Consider the following 17333-nt stretch of genomic DNA (forward strand, 5'->3'; position numbering starts at 1 on the left):
AACCTCGCCCTGACGAACGGCTGGGAGTACCTGGTGCCGTTCGTCAGGGCGAGGTTCTCCCGTCCGAAGCCCACCAGGCCCTGGAAGGAGAGTGCGGCCGCGACCCCGGCGCAGCAGAACAGCAGAACATAAGAGGCCATCCCATAGATGGCCTCCTTGCGCCGCCGCCGCTCCTCGCTGCGCTCCCAGGAGTCGGTGGACTTGTCGTCCTTGGCGTTGCGGCCCCGCGCGAGCACTGTCACCGCTCCCACGACGCCGACGAGTATCACGACGGCCGGGAGGCCCCAGCTCGATATGTCGGTCAGTCTCATCCGGTGTCCCTTGCCTCGCTTCCGTGAAGTTCTGGCCGTAGCACCCGGCCTACTCGCGCGACATCTTGACGGAAACCCAGCTTGCCCCGAGCAGTTTCTGGACAAGAGGGCGCCAAATCGGCGGGGGGACACGCGGATAGGTGCGATACGGTTCGAACGCTCGCGCTGTGCAAGCGGCTTGCATTCTATTCATGGAACTCGATCGAGCGTAAACATACTGCTGAGCTTGCGTCAGGACGCTCGATGTGATCTCGTGTGCGCCGTTCCGTTAGGGTTGCCTTAAATACGGCGTCCGAGGGGTTTGACCTCGCGCGGCCTCCGCATATCGTTTCAGGCGGACGTCAGGAGGAGCCGAGGTGGAGCAGGCCAGTGCCGAAACGGCGGCGGAGCCGCACCCGGGTCCCGGCATCCCCGGCCCCGGCGGGCCCGCCTCACGGAAGCCGCCCCAGCGCCACTCGGTGCGCGGGCAGATCCTGGACGCCCTGAGGGACGCGCTGGTCGGCGGCGAGCTCGCCCCCGGCGAGGTCTACTCCGCACCGGCCCTCGCCGAGCGCTTCGGCGTGTCGGCCACGCCCGTACGCGAGGCCATGCAGCAGCTCGCCGGCGAAGGCGCCGTCGAGGTGGTGCCGAACCGGGGATTCCGGGTGGCCCGGCGCAGCGCGCGAGAGCTGGCCGAGCTGGCCGAGGTCCGGGCGCTGCTGGAGGTCCCCGTGATGCTCAGCCTGGCCGAGGCGATCGCGCCCGAGCGGTGGGCGGGGCTGCGGCCGTTCGCGGAGGCCACGGCGGTGGCGGCGGCGAAGGGTGGCCGCGCGGCGTATCTGGAATCCGACCGCACCTTCCACCAGGCGGTCCTCAGCCTGGCCGGAAATCAACAGTTGGTCGTCGTGGCCGACGAACTGCACCGGCGGGCGCAGTGGCCGCTTCCCGGCGGTCAGATCGTGCGCACCGCCGACCTCGTCGCCGACGCGGCCGAGCATATGGCCCTGCTCGACGCCCTGGCCGCGCGGGATCTCGACACCGTCGAGTCCCTGGTGCGCGACCACTTCAACGGCGGCGCGTAAGCAGTCCGTCTGCGATCCCCGCCTCCGATCCCGCCCCGGAGCGCCCGAAGCGCCCGAGAGCCCGCCCGGCGTTCATACACCGGACGGGCCGACGGGGATGCTTCCGCGCGCTAGGCAGTCGCGGAGGGCGCCCGCTCTAACTGCTCCGCGAGCCACACCGGCACCCCGCCCAGCAGCCGCACCAGGCGGATGGCCTCCGTGCGCAGCCGGGCCGCCTCCGGCTCCTCCTCCACCTCGGCCAGCGCCGCGAGCGCCGGGGCGATGCCGATCAGATAGCCCAGCTCCTCCCGGATGCGCAGCGACTCGGTGAAGCCGCGCCGCGCCTCGGCCACATCGCCCTCCTGCTCCGCCATCGCGGCCAGATGGCGCCAGGTGAACGAGCGCAGCAGCTCGTCGCCGTGGTTCGCGGCCCCGGCGTGTGCGCGCTGGAAGGCTGCCTGGGCGCCGGTCGGGTTCTGCGCCAGGTGCTGGGCGATCAGGCCGCGGCGGAAGTCCAGCAGCGGGCGGGTCCGCGAGCCGGGGCCGAGCAGCGCGGCGGCGCGCCCGAGCGCGGTCCGCGCCTCGTCGGCCCGGTCGCGCACCCCCAGCAGCGTGGCCGCGTACGCGAGATAGCCGCGTTCGCACGCCGTGGCGCCCCGCTCGTCGTCGGTCAGCGCCAGCGCCTCGGCCGCCCGCAGGGCGTCCTCGGCCGCGTCCCACCCTTCGGAGGTGTACATGCAGCGCTCGGTGAGTACGGCGGTGCGTTTGAGCGCGGCCGAGGCGTCGCCCGCCGCGCGTGGCTGGAGCAGGGCGGCGGCGTCGTGCCAACAGCCGCGCGAGCGTAGCCGCCACACCGCCGTGTCCAGTGGGTCGTCCACAAGACCCGGGCTGAGATCAGAATCGGAATCCGATGATCCAGGTGGTGACATGGCGGTGTCCGCCACATTGCCCTCCCCAAGCGCGCCATCGAGCCGGAAGCTGTGATCCGAATCTCAGCATGAATGCGTGGGCGCGGCCAAGAGGTCGGTGTGAACGAATTCACAAACGTCCAGGGAAACTGAACATCCCTTGACCAACAGGCGAACAGCCAAACGGATGAACGACAGGCACGCAGGGACACAGACGGACCGGCACCCGGTCGGTCAGCTCATCCGCAGCGCCAGGAAGAAGTCCAACTTGTCCTCGAGACGCGCCAGATCCCGCCCCGTCAGCTGCTCGATCCGCCCCACCCGGTACCGCAGCGTGTTGACGTGCAGATGCAGCCGGGTCGCACAGCGCGTCCAGGAGCCGTCGCAGTCCAGGAACGCCTCCAGCGTGGGGATCAGCTCGGCGCGGTGGCGGCGGTCGTAGTCGTACAGCGGGTCGAGCAGCCGGGCGGTGAAGGCGCGGCGGACGTCGTCGGGCACGAAGGGGAGCAGCAGGACATGCGAGGCGAGCTCCTGATGGCCCGCCGCGCACACCCGGCCGGGCCGGGCGGCGGCGACCCGCCGGGCGTGCCGCGCCTCCTCCAGGGCGCCGCGCAGCCCGTCGGCGGAGTGGACGACGGCGCTGACGCCGAGCGTCAGCCGCCCGTCGCCGTCGAGCCCGCGGGAGAGCGGTTCACGGATGGCGGCCAGCAGCGTGTCGGCCTGCAGCCCCGCCTCGAAGTCGTACGTCCCGCCGCCCTCGCCCACGCCGTCGGCCGCCGGGGCCTCGGGCAGCGCGGGCAGCGGGACCAGCGCGACCGCCTCGTCGCCGGTGTGCGCCACCGCGATCCGGTCCGAGGGCTCGGGCCCGGTGGCCTCCGGGCCGACCAGCACCTCTTCCAGCAGCGACTGGGCCACCGGGCCGCCCGGCGCCCCGTCGCCCTCCCACTCCACCCGGGCCACCACCACCTGCCAGTGCGGCGCCGTGCCCAGGCCCGGCAGCAGTACGGGGGCGGCGACCCGCAGCCGCGCGGCGACCTCGGCGGGCGGCGCGCCCGACTGGACCAGCTCCAGCACCTCCTGGGCCAGCCGGCGCCGTACGGTGCGGGCGGCGTCCCTGCGGTCCCGCTCCACCGCGATCAACTGGGTGACACCGCGGAGCAGATCCAGCCGCTCCTCCGGCCAGTCGCCCGCGTCCGCCCCGACTACCAGCAGCCAGTCGAAGAGCACGGTCTCGCGTACGTCCCCGGCGTCCGACGGCGTACGGCCGCTGCTGCTGCTGCGGATGGGGAACAGGGAGTACGTGGCGCCGTCGGCGGCAGTCACCCGGTGCGGGCCGCGGCGGCCGGAGCGCTGGGCGGCCAGATGCTCGCCGGCGAGCCGCGCCCGCACCGCGGCCGGCAACTCGGGCGCGCCGCCGGAGCCCGCCCCCGCGGAGCCGGTGCCCCCGGAGCCGGCGCCCGCGGCGATGCTCGGCACCGCGATCCGGCGGCCGGTGGGGGAGAGCACCCAGGCGGGCAGGTCGAGGTCGGAGCCGAGCAGATCCAGCACGACCTCCGGGCCGCCGCCCGCGGGCCCCGAGCTCATCAGCCGCCGGTGCCGGTCGACGACGGCCGCCAGATCCCCGGCCCGCTCACCCGAGACCCGGCGCACCACATACTCGGTGATCGACGCGAACGACACGTCCTCCACCACCGAGAACAGCGGCAACCGGTGCCGCGCGCAGGCCAGCACCAGGTCCTCGGGCACGGAGCCCAGCTCCGCCTCGCCCGCCGCCAGCCCCGCGACCTGGGCCGCCACCAGAATTCGTACGAACCGCTCGGAGTCCTCCGGCTCCCGCCGCCACGCCAGACCGGTCAGCACCAGCTCGCCGCCGGAGAGATAGCGGCTCGGATCGCGCAGATCGGTGGTCATCACGCCGCGCACGGTGCGGTCCAGCTCATCCTCGCCACCGAGCAGCCGCAGGCCCAGGGCGTCGGTCTCCAGCAGTGCGCGCAGCCGCATGTCGTCGCCAGCCGATCCTCGTGTGTTGCCGGTGGAAGTCCTCGCCGTTTCCGGTGAATACCGCTGAGGTTTCCACTCCCCGTCTTTCGTTCGAATCTACAAGACCACGCCGCTGGCCAGCCAACTGCTTCATGGCTTTGGTGACTGCACCAGGTGGCCCACACCTCGGTCTACTGGCGGTAAGCGATGTGCAGAGTTCCGGGGGAGGATCCCGGAGAGAAGGGACACCCATGGAATTTCTGCGCCCTGCCAGTTGGGAGGAAGCGCTCGCCGCCAAGGCGGAGCATCCCGCGGCCGTGCCCATCGCGGGCGGGACCGACGTCATGGTCGAGATCAACTTCGACCGCCGCCGCCCCGACCACCTGCTCGACCTCACCCGGATCGCCGAGCTGTACGAGTGGCAGACCGGCGATCAGACCGTACGGCTGGGCGCCTCCGTACCGTACACGCGGATCATCGAGCGGCTGGCGGCCGAGCTGCCGGGGCTGGCGATCGCCGCGCACACCGTCGGTTCGCCGCAGATCCGCAACCGCGGCAGCGTCGGCGGCAACCTCGGCGCGGCCTCGCCCGCCGGTGACGCACACCCCGCGCTGCTCGCCGCCGGGGCCGAGGTGGAGGTCGCCTCGGTGCGCGGCAGCCGCCGGATCCCGGTCGAGGAGTTCTACACCGGGGTGAAGCGCAACGCGCTGGCGGACGACGAGCTGATCAGGGCGATCCACATCCGCAAGGCCGCCGGGCCGCAGCAGTTCTCCAAGGTCGGCACCCGCAACGCCATGGTCATCGCCGTATGCGCCTTCGCGATCGCGCTGCACCCGGACACCCGCACGGTGCGGACCGGCATCGGATCGGCCGCGCCCACCCCGGTACGGGCGCGGGCGGCCGAGGACTTTCTGAACGCCGCGCTCGCCGAGGGCGGCTTCTGGGACGGCGGCCGGACCATCACCCCGTCGATCGCCCGCCGCTTCGCGGAGCTGTGCGCCGCCGCCTGCGACCCGATCGACGATGTGCGCGGCAGCGCGGCGTACCGCCGCCACGCGGTGTCCATCATGGCCCGCCGCACGCTCGGCTGGACCTGGGAGGCGTTCCGCGCGGGCGGCGACACGACCGGCGACACGACCGAGGGAGGCGCACGGTGCGCGTGACGTTCACGGTCAACGGGCGGCCACAGCAGGCCGACGATGTCTGGGAGGGCGAGTCGCTGCTGTACGTACTGCGCGAGCGGCTGGGCCTCCCCGGCTCCAAGAACGCCTGTGAGCAGGGCGAATGCGGATCCTGCACGGTCCGGCTCGACGGCGTGCCGGTGTGCGCCTGCCTGGTGGCGGCCGGTCAGGCCGAGGGCCGCGAGGTCGTCACGGTCGAGGGCCTTGCGCAGTACGCCGACGCCCGCAGCCGACGGACCACCCAGGACACGACGGCCACCCAGGACACGACGGACACGACCGACGCGACGACCGCGGCGGACACGACGACCGCGACCGACGCGACGACCGCGACCGACACGACGGCCGCGGCCACACGGCAGCCGCCCCCGCTCGCCCCCGTCCAGCAGGCGTTCATCGACACCGGCGCCATCCAGTGCGGCTTCTGCACCCCCGGTCTGCTGATCGCCGCCGATGAACTGCTGGAGCGCACCCCCGACCCCTCCGACGCCGACATCCGCGAGGCGCTGTCCGGCAATCTGTGCCGCTGCACCGGCTACGAGAAGATCCTCGACGCGGTCCGCCTGGCGGCCGCGCGTACCACGGAGGCGAGGTAGCCCATGGGCCCCGGCCGCACGCCCACCCCCACCAAGCCGCGCCAGGGCGCCGCCACCCGGGGCACCATCGGCGAGTCCACGCCGCGCCCCGACGGCATCCTCAAGGCGACCGGCGAGTTCGCGTACTCCTCCGATCTGTGGCACGAGGACATGCTGTGGGGCTGCACTCTCCGCAGCCCGTACGCACACGCCGAGATCCGCTCGATCGACGTCGGCGAGGCGCTGGCCATGCCCGGTGTGCACACCGTCATGACGTACGCCGACCTCCCCGCCGAGACCCACTACGGCCTGGAGGTCCGCGATCAGCCCGTGCTCGCCGCCGGCCGGGTCCGCTACCACGGCGAGGCCGTCGCGATCGTCGCCGCCGACCACCCCGAGACCGCGCGCCGCGCCGCCGCCCGGATCAAGGTCGAGTACGCCGAGCTGCCGCTGGTCACCGACGAGGCCACCGCCACCGCGCCCGGTGCGCCCGTGCTCCACCCGGGCCGTACGGACCGCCATGCCGCACACGCCCCGCACCCCAATATCGTCCACCGCCAGCCCATCAAGCGCGGCGATGTCGCCGCCGCCAGGGCCCGCGCCGATGTGGTGGTGCGCCGGGACTACGAGGTCGGCATGCAGGACCAGGCCTTCCTCGGCCCGGAGTCCGGCCTGGCCGTGCCCGCCGAGGACGGCGGCGTCGACCTCTACATCGCCACCCAGTGGCTGCACGTCGACCGCGATCAGCTCGCCCCGGTCCTGGGCCTGCCCGCCGACAAGGTCCGGCTGACCCTGTCCGGCGTCGGCGGGGCCTTCGGCGCCCGCGAGGACCTGTCCATGCAGGCGCACGCATGCCTGCTGGCGCTGCGCACCGGCCGGCCCGTCAAGATCGTCTACAACCGGTACGAGTCGTTCTTCGGCCATGTCCACCGCCACCCCGCCAAGCTCGCCTACGAGCACGGCGCGACCCGCGACGGCAGGCTGCTCTACGTCCAGTGCCGCATCGTCCTCGACGGCGGCGCGTACGCCTCCTCCTCCCCGGCCGTCGTCGGCAACGCAGCCTCGCTGTCCATCGGCCCGTACACCGTCGACAACGTCGACATCGAGGCGCTGGCCCTGTACTCCAACAACCCGCCCTGCGGTGCGATGCGCGGCTTCGGCGCGGTGCAGGCATGTTTCGCCTACGAGGCGCAGATGGACGCGGTGGCGGCGGAGCTGGGCCTGGACCCGGTGGAGTTCCGGCAGCGCAACGCCATGGAGCAGGGCGCGGTCATGCCCACCGGCCAGCGCGTCGACTCGCCGGCCCCGGTCGCCGAGCTGCTGCGCCGGGTCAAGGCGCGCCCGATGCCCCGCCCCGGTGGCTCTGCCGATGTACGGGAGCTGCCCGGCGGGCTGTCCAACACCAGCCACGGCGAGGGCGTGGTGCGCGGCGTCGGCTATGCGGTCGGCATCAAGAACGTCGGCTTCTCCGAGGGCTTCGACGACTACTCCACCGCCCGGGTGCGGCTCGAAGTGCTGGGCGGGGAGCCGGTCGCCCTGGTGCACACGGCCATGGCCGAGGTCGGCCAGGGCGGGGTGACCGTACACACCCAGATCGCCCGCACCGAGCTCGGCGTGGCGCAGGTCGTGCTGCACCCGGCCGACACCCAGGTCGGCTCGGCGGGCTCCACCTCCGCCTCCCGCCAGACGTATATGACCGGCGGCGCGATCAAGCACACCTGCGAGGCGGTACGCGAGGAGGTGTTCCGGCGCGGCCGCGAGCGGTTCGGCGCCGACCACCCCGGCTGGGCGGACGCAGAGCTGCTGCTGGCGGGCGGCAAGGTGGTCACCGAGGCAGGCGAGGTCATCGGCGACCTCGCCGAGATCCTGGGCGGGGACGCCATCGACATCGAGAAGGAGTTCCGGCACCGCCCGACCCAGCCCTTCCACCCGGAGACCGGGCAGGGCTTCGGCCACGTCCAGTACTCCTTCTGCGCCCACCGGGCCGTCGTCGACGTCGACACCGAACTCGGCCTGGTCAAGGTCGTCGAACTCGCCGCCGCCCAGGACGTCGGCAAGGCGCTCAACCCGCTGTCCGTGGTCGGCCAGATCCAGGGAGGTACGACGCAGGGGCTCGGGCTCGCGGTCATGGAGGAGATCGTGGTCTCGGACGGCGCGCGGGTCCGCAATCCGTCCTTCACCGACTATCTGATCCCCACCATCCTCGACACGCCGAGCATCCCGGTGGAGGTGCTGGAACTGGCCGACGACCACGCGCCGTACGGGCTGCGCGGGGTCGGCGAGGCCCCCACTCTGTCCTCCACCCCGGCCGTCGTCGCCGCCATCCGGGCGGCGACCGGGCTGCGTCTTGGCCGCGTCCCCGTCCGCCCGGAACATCTGACGGATACGTGACGGTTATGGGTAAATGTGGCGTGGCTGCGGCCCGCCGCCGGACGCCCCCTGTGACGACGGACCCAGGAGCTGAGCGCCATGCTGGACATCGCCGCCGAACTGCACCGCTGGTGCGAGGAGGGACGGGACTTCGCCGTCGCCACGGTCGTGACCGCCGTCGGCAGCGCGCCCCGGCAGCCGGGCGCGGCGCTGGCCGTGGACGCCGCGGGGACGGCGATCGGCAGCGTGTCCGGCGGATGCGTGGAGGGCGCGGTCTACGACCTGTGCCAGGACGCCCTGCGCACCGGCCAGGCCGTACGGGAGAGCTTCGGCTACTCCGACGAGGACGCCTTCGCCGTGGGCCTGACCTGCGGCGGGACCATCGACATCCTGGTCACCCCGGTGCCCGCCGACGACACCCGGCTGCGCCCGGTCCTCGCCGCCGCGCTGTCGGCCGCCGCGCCGGCGTCCGGCGACCCGGCTGCTGCTGCCGATGGCCGGCCGGCGGCGCTCGTACGGATCGCCGACGGGCCGCCGGAGCTGCTGGGCCGCGCGCTGCTGGTGCGCCCCGACGGCTCGTACGAGGGCAGCCTCGGCCCGGCCCTGGACCGTACGGCGGCCCTGGGCCGTACGGCGGCCCTGGGCCGTACGGCGGCCCTGGGCCGTACGTCGGCTCTGGACCGTACGGCGGTGGACGAGGCACGCGCGCTGCTGGAGGCCGGGCGCACCGCCACCGTCGAGGTCGGCGCGGACGGCGGCCGCTGCGGCGAGCCGGTCACTCTCCTGGTCGAGTCCGCCGTGCCCCCGCCCCGGATGATCGTCTTCGGCGCGATCGACTTCGCGGGCGCCCTGGCGCGGATCGGGAAGTTCCTCGGCTACCACGTGACGGTGTGCGACGCCCGGCCAGTCTTCGCGACCGCCCGCCGCTTCCCGGACGCGGACGAGGTGGTCGTCGACTGGCCGCACCGCTATCTGGACGCCACCGAGGTCGACGCCCGTACGGTGCTGTGCGTACTCACCCACGACGCCAAGTTCGACATCCCGCTGCTGGAGCGGGCGCTGCGGCTGCCCGTCGCGTACGTCGGCGCGATGGGCTCACGCCGCACCCACGAGGACCGGCTGCGGCGGCTGCGCGAGGCCGGGCTCGGCCAGTCGGCGCTGGCGCGGCTGCGCTCCCCGATCGGCCTCGACCTCGGCGCCCGGACGCCCGAGGAGACGGCCTTGTCCATCGCGAGCGAAATCGTCGCCGCCCGACGGGGCGGCAGCGGCGTGCCCCTGACGGGGGCCCATATCCCCATCCACCACGACCTTTCGGCGTCGGTTGGCATGGGGCGGATCGGCTCGGTCGTCTGACGGAGCGCCACCCATAGGCGGGGGAGCGGTTCGGCCACCCGGCGGACGTACGCGTTGCGAGGTCCCGGTTTCTGATTGAGCCTCAGAAATCGACCCCGATAAACGCCGCTCGAGGAGTGCGTACGTGCGTAGAAGACGGACGATCCCCACCAAGCCGATGGCCATCCTGGCCGCGATCGCGCTGCCCCTGTCCACCGCGGCCGCCGGATACGCGGTGGCGCCGGGGGAGCCCGCCCCGGCCAGGGCCCTGCACCGCCTGTACACCCCGCCGGCCGGAACGGGCCCCTTCCATCAGATGACCCGGCTGGTCAGGCACGGCGACCGCAGCGCGGCCGCCGCGTTGCTCGAGATGGTCCGCACGCCGCACGCGGTCTGGTTCGGGGACGACAGCCCGGAAGAGGCCGAGCAACTGGTCCGCGAGACCACCCGGCGCGCCGTGCGGCGGGGCCATGTGCCCGTCCTCGCGCTCTACAACACGCCCGGCCGTGACTGCGGCAGCTACTCGGCGGGTGGCGCACAGGGCACCGCCGAGTACCGGAGGTGGATCGACGCCGTCGCCCGGGGCATCGGCCACCGGCGGGCAATGATCGTCCTGGAGCCCGACTCGCTCGCCCTGTTGCCCTCCGACTGCGGCCGGCCGGGCGCGACCGTCGGGCGCGGCGAGGACTTCGCCGACGAGTTCGAGGGCGGGCCGGACGCCGAGGACGCATCCGAGGACGATGCCTTCGACAGCCGCCTGTTCGGCGCCGGGGCCGGGGTGCTCGGCGGCGAGCTCGCCCGCGCCGAGGCGCAGGCGGAAGCGCAGGCCGAAGCGCAGGCTGAAGCGCAGGCTCAGGAGCGGATCGCGAGGCGGGGCGCCCATCGGGCCGCGGCCCCCGCCGACATCGACCCGGTCAAGGACCTGCCCGAGGAGGAGCACGCCGACACGCCGGACGAGGTGCACGCCGAGCAGGACGCGCCCGCGAACACGCCGACCGAGAGACCCACGGACAACCTCACCGAGAACCCCGTCGAGAAACCCATCGGCAACGCCACCGACGAACCCGAAGCCGTCAGCAAACCCACGAACACACCCACGGACGCCCCCTTGGACATCGTCCGGAAGGCGCCCGCCCTCACCCCCACCGAGGCAAGGGCCCGTAACGCCGCCCGCTACGCCGAGCTCAACTACGCGGTCGACAAACTGGAACCGATGCCCGGCACCAAGGTCTACCTGGACGGCGGCCACACGGACTGGCACCCCGTCAGCAGCATCGTGCGCCGGCTGCTCCACGCCGGTGTCGACAACGCCACCGGCTTCGCCCTCAACGTCTCCCACTACCAGACCGACGAGGACAACGCCTGGTACGGCCGGCTCATCTCCTCCTGCCTGGCCTATGTGGCCGACGGCGGCGACCCGGCGGAGTGCCCCGACCAGCGGTGGCCGCGGCTGCGCGCCGAGCGGTGGCTGGAGATCAACGTGCTCAACGAGCCCGAGGAGATGAAGCACTTCGTCACCGACACCAGCCGCAACGGCCGCGGCCCCTGGCTGCCCCGGGCCGGCAGCCACGCCGACCCCCAGTCCTGGTGCAACCCTCCCGGCCGCGGCCTGGGCATGCGTCCCACCACCAAGACCGGCGATCCGCTGCAGGACGCCGCGCTGTGGGTGAAGACCCCTGGCGAGTCGGACGGCCAGTGCCTGCGCGGTACGGAGGGGCCCCATGACCCGGAGCGCGGGATGGTCGACCCGGAGGCGGGCGAGTGGTTCCCGGAGCAGGCCCTCGAACTGGTCCGCAACGCCCAGCCCTCCCTGTGACGGATCGTCAGGCGGCAGCTGACACCCCCGGTACGGTCACTCCGGCCGGGGGTCCCAGCGGAAGCGGCGGACCGCGACGACCGCCCCGGCGGTGCCCCGGACGAGCAGCACGACGAGGCTTCGCCACGCGAAACCGGAGCCGGAGGGCTGGGCCAGAGCACTCAGCAGGGCCTCGTTGAACGGCCGCACCGGCAGCGCGTCGGCCACCTGGTTCACCGTCCCGGAGTGGACCGGCAGATAGGTGCCGGAGATGAACATCAGCGGGAACAGCACGAGTTGTACGACCGCGGGCGCGGCCTCGGCATTGCGGATCAGGGAGGCCACCGCCACCCCGAGGGCGCAGAAGCAGGCCGCGCCCAGCACGCTCAGCATGACGCAGTGCGCCAGCAGGCCGAGGAAGTACGCCCAGGCCGGCAGCGGCGTGGCCCGCACCCGTTTGAGGATCCCGTTCTGCCGCCGCCGAACATGGCGCCGAAGACCGCGATGACCACGACCGGGAAGACGAAGGTGAAGAAGGCGCTCTGCGGGTTGCGCCAGAAGGACAGCTGCTCGTAGCGGATCTGGTGCCACAGCAGGGCATGGGCGCGGCGCGGGGGCCGGCGGCAGGTGGCGCTCATCGCTCGCCCGCCTCCCTCACGTACTCCGGCACGTACTCCGGTGCGCCCCGGCCGGTCAGCCGGAGGCAGACGTCCTCCAGGCTCGGCCGCTCGACGGTGATCCCGTCGAGCGCGACGCCGCGCCCAAGCGCCCAGCCCGTCAGCCGGTACAGCGCCTCGGTCGGCTCCCCGGTCTCCACGGTGACCAGACCGTCGTCGCCCGGCCGTCGGCGATCACCGCCACCCGGTCGGCCAGCTCCTGGGCCTCCTCCATGGAGTGGGTGGTGAGCAGAACAGTGGTCCCGGCCTGGCGCAGCTCGTGTACGAGCCGCCAGGCGCTCCGGCGCGCGTTCGGGTCGAACCCGGTCGTCGGCTCGTCGAGGAACAGCAGGCTCGGGTCTGCCGCCGGACACCGCTCGCGGTTTCACTGCTGATCTCGCCGGGCGCGAGCGGGTCGGCCAGTGGGGGACGTGCCGGTCCAGCTGGCCAGGATATTGAGGGCTTCAGCAGTGGGTGAGGCTGGTTCTGGGGTGTAGATGACAAGAGTCTGCTCGGGGTCGTCCTCGACGGCCAGCACGACATAGTCGAGGGTGAGGTCGCCGACGAGCGGGTGGTGCAGGCGTTTGGCGCCGGTGGTGTGGGCGAGGACGTCGTGGTCGGCCCACAGCCGGCGGAAGGTGTCGCTGTGCAGGGACAGCTCGTCGATCAGTTCGGTGAGCTGTGGGTCGTCCGCGTGCCGTCCGGCGTACAGGCGCAGGGTGGCGACGCAGTCGGCGGCCACCCGTTCCCAGTCGGTGTACAGCGTGCGGGCGGCTGCGTCGAGGAAGACGAAGCGTGCGGCGTTGCGGTCGCGGTGGGGCCGGGCTTGGAAGTCGGTGATCAGGGCGTAGCCGAGCCGGTTGGCCGCCAGGATGTCCATGCGCCGCCCCTGGACGATCGCGGGGACGCTGAGGGCGTCCAGGGTGCGGTAGAGGGCGGGGCGGACCTTCTGCGGGGCGAGCGACCGCTTACGGCGGGTCCGGCCGATGGTGGGCTGGGCCAGGTCGAAGAGGTGGGCGCGTTCGGCGTCGTCCAGTTGCAGAGCGCGGGCGACGGCCTCCCAGACGGCTTCCGAGACACCCCGGGTGTGGCCCCGTTCCAGGCGGATGTAGTAGTCGACGCTGACTCCGGCCAGCTGGGCGACTTCCTCGCGCCGCAGTCCCGGAACCCGGCGGGCGCCCTGGTGAGGGGTGAGGCCGGCCTGTTCGGGGGTGATCCGGGCCCTGCGGGTACGCAGGAACTCGCGGATCTCACTGCTGCGGTCCATGCATACACCGTACGGCGGACCCCATGCCCCTCAGCCCGCGAAAGGAGGTACTGGCAGACCCCCGGTGGAGCGGTACCCCGTACGGGAGTCCGCGCAGGGCTGTCGGGTGGTTGCCTGGACAGCGGGCCCACCGAGCTGACTACCAGGCCTGACGGCCGCCACGACAAGGAGTATGTGATGAAGCATGTATCGCTGGGCGGGCTGGATGTCTCTCGCATCGGCCTCGGCGCCATGACCATGGCAGGCACCTACACGACGGGCGGGGGACTCGATGACGCCGAGTCGATCCGCACCATCCACCGTGGGCTGGACCTCGGAGTCACGCACATCGACACCGCCGAGATCTACGGCCCCTTCCACAGCGAAGAGATTGTCGGCAAGGCCATCAAGGGCCGGCGTGACGATGTTGTCGTGGCGACGAAGTTCGGTCTGGTCTCCCACTCCGGTGGCGGTCCCGGCGTTATGGACAGCAGTGCCGGCAACGTGAAGGCCGCTGTCGAGGGCTCGCTCAAGCGGCTCGGCACCGACCACATCGACCTCTACTACCAGCACCGCGTCGACCCGAACATTCCCATCGAGGAGACCGTCGGCGCTCTGGCCGATCTGGTCGCCGAGGGCAAGGTGCGTTACATCGGGCTGTCCGAGGCCGGCCCCGCGACGATCCGCCGTGCGCACGCCGTGCATCCGGTGGCAGCGTTGCAGACGGAATACTCTCTGTGGACCCGCGACGTCGAGGCCGGGATCCTCCCGCTGCTGCGCGAGCTCGGTATCGGCTTCGTTCCCTACTCGCCGCTGGGGCACGGCCTTCTGACCGGGCAGATCCGCTCTGTTGACGACTTCGCCGATGACGACTGGCGCAAGACCAACCCGCGTTTCACCGGTGAGAACTTTCAGCGCAACCTGCGCATCGTCGACGAAGTGCAGGCCATCGGCGCCGAGATCGGAGCAACGCCGGCGCAGACCGCTCTGGCGTGGCTGCTGACCCGCGGCGACGACATCGCCCCCATCCCCGGAACCCGGCGGGTCTCGCGCGTCGAGGAGAACACTGCCGCCGACGGCATCGAACTCAGCGCCGCTCAGCTCGACCGTTTGAACAACCTCACCCCGGCCTCGGGCGAGCGCCACGACGAGGCGAACATGGCCGGCATCGACCGCTGACCGCCGTCGGCGAGTGGCGGATCATGCCCACGGATCTGGCCCGACCACACACCATTGCACGGCGGCCGGGGCGGCGGGCGACATGGCGAGTGGTGGGCCGTGGGGGCGACGAAGGCATGGCCGCCCAAGACGGCATACGACTTTCGTAGGGTCCGCCCCCGACGGAGGTCTGCCGTGGGACACCGTCCGCGTTCCGGGCGCGGGCGGTGTTCTACCGTATGCCGCATGACTGCCGGACTGTGGCACCGTAGGCATCCGGTCGCCGTGGACGTGGCGATCGCGGTCGGCTTCGCGCTGCTCGACACCGGGCTGACGCTGCTGCACGCGACCTGGTGGCCGGCCCACCCGGGCCCGCTGGCCTGGGCCATGCTGGGCGTGCAGGCCCTCGCCTGTCTCTCGCTGGCCGCCCGCCGCCATGCGCCTCTGACGGTCATGGCCGTCCTGGGCGGGTTCACGCTCGCGGTGTCCTTGCTGATCTCGCCGGTGGGCGCGCTGACCCCGGCGCACCCGGGCAATGTGTGGGCCCCCCTCGCGACGGCGCTCGCCGCGTACGGTCCCCCCTTCTACGGGCGGAAGCGGTGGTCGCGGCTGACCGCGCTCGTCGCGCTCGGCGTCTTCACGGCCATCGTGGCGCGCGTGTGGCAGCCGTCGGTCACGGTCATCACCATCGGGGTGCTGCGCACCGCCCTCGGGCCGCTGCTGACGCTGTACTTCGAGGCCCGCAGACGGCTGGTGCTGGCGCTGACCGAACGCGCCGAGCGGGCCGAGCGGGAGCGCCATCTGCTCGCCGAGCAGGCCCGTGCCGAGGAACGGGCGAGGCTGGCGGGGGAGATGCACGACGTGGTGACCCACCGGGTGAGCCTGATGGTGCTCCAGGCCGGGGCGCTGCGGATCACGGCGCCCGACGAGGCGACCCGGCAGGCGGCGGAGGAGCTGCGGGCGGCGGGCTGCCAGGCCCTGGACGAGCTGCGGGATCTGGTCGGCATTCTGCGCACCGCCCCCGAAGGGGATCCGACGCCCTCGGTGGCCGGTTTCGCCGCGCTGGTCGCCGAGTCGACCGCGGTGGGCACCCCGGCCGAGCTGATCGAGGAGGGCGACCGGGCGCTCGCCTCGCCGGTGGTCGGGCGTACGGCCTACCGCATCGTGCGCGAGGCGCTGACCAATGTGCGCAAGCACGCCCCGGGCGCGCGGGTGACCGTACGGGTCGAGTACGGCGCGGCGCGGCTGCGGCTCACGGTCCGCAACACGCCGTCGGCCGACGGACCGCACCGCGCCCTGGCCGGCACCGGCTCGGGGCTTGGTCTGGCGAGCCTGCGGCAGCGGGTGGAACTGGTGGGCGGTACGCTGCGCGCCGAGCCCGAGCCGGACGGCGGCTTCGGTGTCGAGGCCACGCTGCCCTCGTATGTGCCGACGGCGGATGTGGCGACGGCGGAGACGGTGGGGTGAGGCCGGTGGTGCGGGTGGTGGTCGTGGACGACGAGCCGATGGTGTGCGTGTTTCTGCGTACGATCCTCGGCTCGGCCGAGGACATCGAGGTCGTGGCCGAGGCACACGACGGCGCGGCCGGCGCGGAGGCGGTCCGCCGCCACCGGCCGGACGTGGTGCTCATGGATCTGCGCATGCCGGGCGTGGACGGGCTCACCGCGATCGAGCGCATCAGGGAGTTCGCCGACCCGCCGGTCATCGTGGTCCTGACGACCTTCGACGCCGACCAGTACGTACTGCGCGCGCTGCGGGCCGGCGCGACGGGCTTCCTGATCAAGACCACGCCGCCGGAGGACCTGATCGGCCTGGTGCGCGTGGCCGCCGAGGGGCACACCGTGCTCTCCCCGGCCGCCGCCCGCCGGCTGGTCGCGGCCTCCTCCGACGGCCATTCGGCGCGCGACCGTGCGCGGCGGCTGGTGGAGTCGCTGACCGAGCGGGAGGCCGAGGTGCTGGCCGGGCTCGGCGAGGGGCTGTCGAACGCGCAGATAGGGGCGCGGCTGTATCTCTCGGAAGCCACGATCAAGGGCTATGTGTCGCGGCTGCTGGACAAGCTGGGCTGTGTCAACCGCACCCAGGCCGGGCTGATCGCCCACGAGGCGGGGGTCGGCTGACGGGTCGCCTTCGTACCCCGGCCACGGCAGCGCCAGGGCGGCCCGCTCCTTGTCTACGCCGCCGGGTTGTGCCGGATGAGGGTGTCGACGAGGCCGGAGACGGTGTTCGGGAAGTCCATCGGCACTACCCCAAGCCCGGTCCAGCCGGTGGCCTCTGAGCTCTCCAGGAAGCTCTTGACCTGCGGGTTCAGCCGGTCGGCATTGGAGCGGGGCGGGAGCAGGGCGGCGGTGGAGACATAGTTGAAGAAGAGCTTGCCGGGCTGGGCGGCGGCCTTGCGGAACTGGGCCTGGATCTTCGGGTACTTGCCGAACGGCTCCGCCATGTAGTCGTCCTGGATGTCGAAGAGCCCCGCGTCGGCGTAGCGCACCCCCGGCATGTTGTCGGAGTCGGCGAGCAGGACGACCTTGCCGCGTGCCTGGCCCAGCTTCGGCAGCGTGGCGTCCAGGCGGAACAGCGACCGCCAGCCCTTGCCGTCGAGGTAGGTGTCGAAGATACGGCGGAACTCGGCGGCGCTCTCCTCGGAGTACTCCTGCTTGACGCGCATCAGCACGGTCTCCGATGGGTGCGCGGTCAGAAAGGAGCGGCAGGCGGTGAGGACGTCGTCGAAGTTGAGGTGCTGGTAGAAGGCCCCGTGGTGGATGGGGAAGGCGCCTTCGAAGGCGC

13 protein-coding genes and 3 pseudogenes are annotated in these 17333 nt (G+C 72.6%); 9 read left to right on the forward strand and 7 right to left on the reverse strand.

Annotated elements, in window-relative coordinates:
- Nucleotides 1-311 (reverse strand): annotated as a pseudogene (locus CCN51_RS18295) (DUF2637 domain-containing protein); the annotation flags it as partial.
- Between the two features lie 356 nt (nt 312-667).
- Here CCN51_RS18295 and CCN51_RS18300 point away from each other — a divergent pair.
- Nucleotides 668-1372 (forward strand): GntR family transcriptional regulator, encoded by a 705-nt coding sequence (locus CCN51_RS18300; protein ID WP_014175577.1) that lies wholly within the window; start codon nt 668-670, stop codon nt 1370-1372.
- 110 nt (nt 1373-1482) lie between these two features.
- Here the strand turns inward: CCN51_RS18300 and CCN51_RS18305 are convergent, their stop codons facing one another.
- Together CCN51_RS18305 and CCN51_RS18310 are read right to left on the reverse strand one after the other, a co-directional pair.
- Complete coding sequence (locus CCN51_RS18305) at nt 1483-2280, reverse strand: hypothetical protein (protein ID WP_055414159.1); 798 nt, start codon at nt 2278-2280, stop codon at nt 1483-1485.
- Between the two features lie 213 nt (nt 2281-2493).
- On the reverse strand, nt 2494-4260 hold the full coding sequence (locus tag CCN51_RS18310; RefSeq protein ID WP_014175575.1) for a PucR family transcriptional regulator: 1767 nt from the start codon (nt 4258-4260) through the stop codon (nt 2494-2496).
- 230 nt (nt 4261-4490) lie between these two features.
- Here CCN51_RS18310 and CCN51_RS18315 point away from each other — a divergent pair, with 230 nt between their 5' ends.
- From CCN51_RS18315 to CCN51_RS59990, 5 genes are all read left to right on the forward strand, one after another.
- Nucleotides 4491-5402 (forward strand): FAD binding domain-containing protein, encoded by a 912-nt coding sequence (locus CCN51_RS18315; RefSeq protein WP_014175574.1) that lies wholly within the window; start codon nt 4491-4493, stop codon nt 5400-5402.
- A complete protein-coding gene (locus CCN51_RS18320) occupies nt 5393-6016 on the forward strand; it encodes a (2Fe-2S)-binding protein (protein WP_014175573.1) in 624 nt (207 codons plus the stop codon). The genes CCN51_RS18315 and CCN51_RS18320 overlap by 10 nt, the downstream gene beginning before the upstream one ends.
- 3 nt (nt 6017-6019) lie before the next feature.
- Nucleotides 6020-8386: a xanthine dehydrogenase subunit D gene (pucD, locus tag CCN51_RS18325; protein ID WP_014175571.1), complete on the forward strand. Its 2367-nt coding sequence runs from the start codon at nt 6020-6022 to the stop codon at nt 8384-8386.
- A 78-nt stretch (nt 8387-8464) separates the two neighbouring features.
- A complete protein-coding gene (locus CCN51_RS18330; RefSeq protein WP_086859735.1) occupies nt 8465-9718 on the forward strand; it encodes an XdhC family protein in 1254 nt (417 codons plus the stop codon).
- Nucleotides 9719-9842: 124 nt separating this feature from the next.
- Entirely contained in the window at nt 9843-11513 is a 1671-nt protein-coding gene (locus CCN51_RS59990) for a glycoside hydrolase family 6 protein (RefSeq protein WP_405382036.1), read from the forward strand.
- Between the two features lie 36 nt (nt 11514-11549).
- Here CCN51_RS59990 and CCN51_RS18345 read toward each other — a convergent pair.
- The 3 genes and pseudogenes from CCN51_RS18345 to CCN51_RS18355 all read right to left on the reverse strand — a co-directional run bounded on the left by CCN51_RS18345 (nt 11550) and on the right by CCN51_RS18355 (nt 13415).
- Nucleotides 11550-12130: pseudogene (locus CCN51_RS18345) on the reverse strand (ABC transporter permease).
- Nucleotides 12127-12509: pseudogene (locus CCN51_RS18350) on the reverse strand (AAA family ATPase); the annotation flags it as partial. The pseudogenes CCN51_RS18345 and CCN51_RS18350, both read right to left, overlap by 4 nt.
- A gap of 24 nt (nt 12510-12533) precedes the next feature.
- Nucleotides 12534-13415 carry a helix-turn-helix transcriptional regulator gene (locus CCN51_RS18355; protein ID WP_014175566.1) on the reverse strand — a complete coding sequence of 294 codons (882 nt, stop codon included), beginning with the start codon at nt 13413-13415 and terminating at the stop codon, nt 12534-12536.
- A 177-nt stretch (nt 13416-13592) separates the two neighbouring features.
- Between CCN51_RS18355 and CCN51_RS18360 the strand changes: the two genes are divergently transcribed.
- The 3 genes from CCN51_RS18360 to CCN51_RS18370 all read left to right on the forward strand — a co-directional run bounded on the left by CCN51_RS18360 (nt 13593) and on the right by CCN51_RS18370 (nt 16669).
- The gene (locus CCN51_RS18360; RefSeq protein WP_014175565.1) at nt 13593-14573 is read left to right on the forward strand and encodes an aldo/keto reductase; all 981 of its coding nucleotides are present in this window, start codon (nt 13593-13595) and stop codon (nt 14571-14573) included.
- 225 nt (nt 14574-14798) lie between these two features.
- A complete protein-coding gene (locus tag CCN51_RS18365; RefSeq protein ID WP_043486557.1) occupies nt 14799-16019 on the forward strand; it encodes a histidine kinase in 1221 nt (406 codons plus the stop codon).
- A 5-nt stretch (nt 16020-16024) separates the two neighbouring features.
- Nucleotides 16025-16669, forward strand: coding sequence for a response regulator (locus tag CCN51_RS18370; protein WP_043489800.1), 645 nt, complete (start codon nt 16025-16027; stop codon nt 16667-16669).
- Nucleotides 16670-16722: 53 nt separating this feature from the next.
- Here CCN51_RS18370 and CCN51_RS18375 read toward each other — a convergent pair.
- The coding region (locus CCN51_RS18375) for a phosphatidylinositol-specific phospholipase C domain-containing protein (protein ID WP_086859737.1) at nt 16723-17333 on the reverse strand (611 nt) is incomplete at its 5' end.

This window comes from Streptomyces milbemycinicus (genome assembly GCF_002154605.1).
Taxonomy (GTDB): domain Bacteria; phylum Actinomycetota; class Actinomycetes; order Streptomycetales; family Streptomycetaceae; genus Streptomyces; species Streptomyces milbemycinicus.

Coding starts and splice junctions, on each gene's coding strand:
- CCN51_RS18305 (WP_055414159.1), bottom strand. CDS start 2,280: ATGTCACCACCTGGATCATCGGATTCCGATTCTGATCTCAGCCCGGGT.
- CCN51_RS18310 (WP_014175575.1), bottom strand. CDS start 4,260: ATGCGGCTGCGCGCACTGCTGGAGACCGACGCCCTGGGCCTGCGGCTG.
- CCN51_RS18365 (WP_043486557.1), top strand. CDS start 14,799: ATGACTGCCGGACTGTGGCACCGTAGGCATCCGGTCGCCGTGGACGTG.
- CCN51_RS18315 (WP_014175574.1), top strand. CDS start 4,491: ATGGAATTTCTGCGCCCTGCCAGTTGGGAGGAAGCGCTCGCCGCCAAG.
- CCN51_RS18355 (WP_014175566.1), bottom strand. CDS start 13,415: ATGGACCGCAGCAGTGAGATCCGCGAGTTCCTGCGTACCCGCAGGGCC.
- pucD (WP_014175571.1), top strand. CDS start 6,020: ATGGGCCCCGGCCGCACGCCCACCCCCACCAAGCCGCGCCAGGGCGCC.
- CCN51_RS18360 (WP_014175565.1), top strand. CDS start 13,593: ATGAAGCATGTATCGCTGGGCGGGCTGGATGTCTCTCGCATCGGCCTC.
- CCN51_RS18330 (WP_086859735.1), top strand. CDS start 8,465: ATGCTGGACATCGCCGCCGAACTGCACCGCTGGTGCGAGGAGGGACGG.